At 51.2% G+C, this 477-nt stretch carries 1 pseudogene; it reads left to right on the top strand.

Features of this window, described 5'->3' with window-relative positions:
• Window positions 1–28: 28 nt before the first annotated feature.
• Window positions 29–477, top strand: a pseudogene (locus AACY49_RS30645) (IS4 family transposase); the annotation flags it as partial.

Below are 477 nucleotides of genomic sequence, written 5' to 3'. Positions count from 1 at the left end.
CACCACACAAATACAAGAAACCGAACCCATGCAAGCCATCCGATTTTTGCACAGAGCGCTCGCTCAAGCACTGCCCTCTATCCATTCTCGCCCTGACATCACTGATGAGTTGTGTCAGTTCGTTACTGCAAGGACGTCGACTGACACTGACCGCTCTTGGTCGCTTCATGACGGGCGTGCTTATCCCAAGCATTCGATCAAGCGTGTGGATCGGTTGCTGGGCAATCAACACTTGAGATCAGAGCGTCCATTGTTCTATTGGGTAATGCTTCGGGCATTGCTGGGTTCGTTGAAGCATCCTTTGATCCTGGTCGACTGGTCTCGAATTGACGCTTCAGGCACAGCCTTTTTGCTAAGAGCATCGATCCCTCTAGCGGGACGCTCATTTCCGGTTTATGAAAGCGTTCATGAGCGCGAGAGCTGTCCCAAGTATCAAAATCGCCTACTCAAAACGCTGGCCGAATTGCTACCTGTTGA

The sequence above is a fragment of the Pseudomonas sp. EL_65y_Pfl2_R96 genome, assembly GCF_963970905.1.
GTDB lineage: Bacteria > Pseudomonadota > Gammaproteobacteria > Pseudomonadales > Pseudomonadaceae > Aquipseudomonas.
The sequence above is the reverse complement of the archived record's forward strand: the minus strand, read 5'-3'. Positions and strand labels throughout refer to the sequence as shown.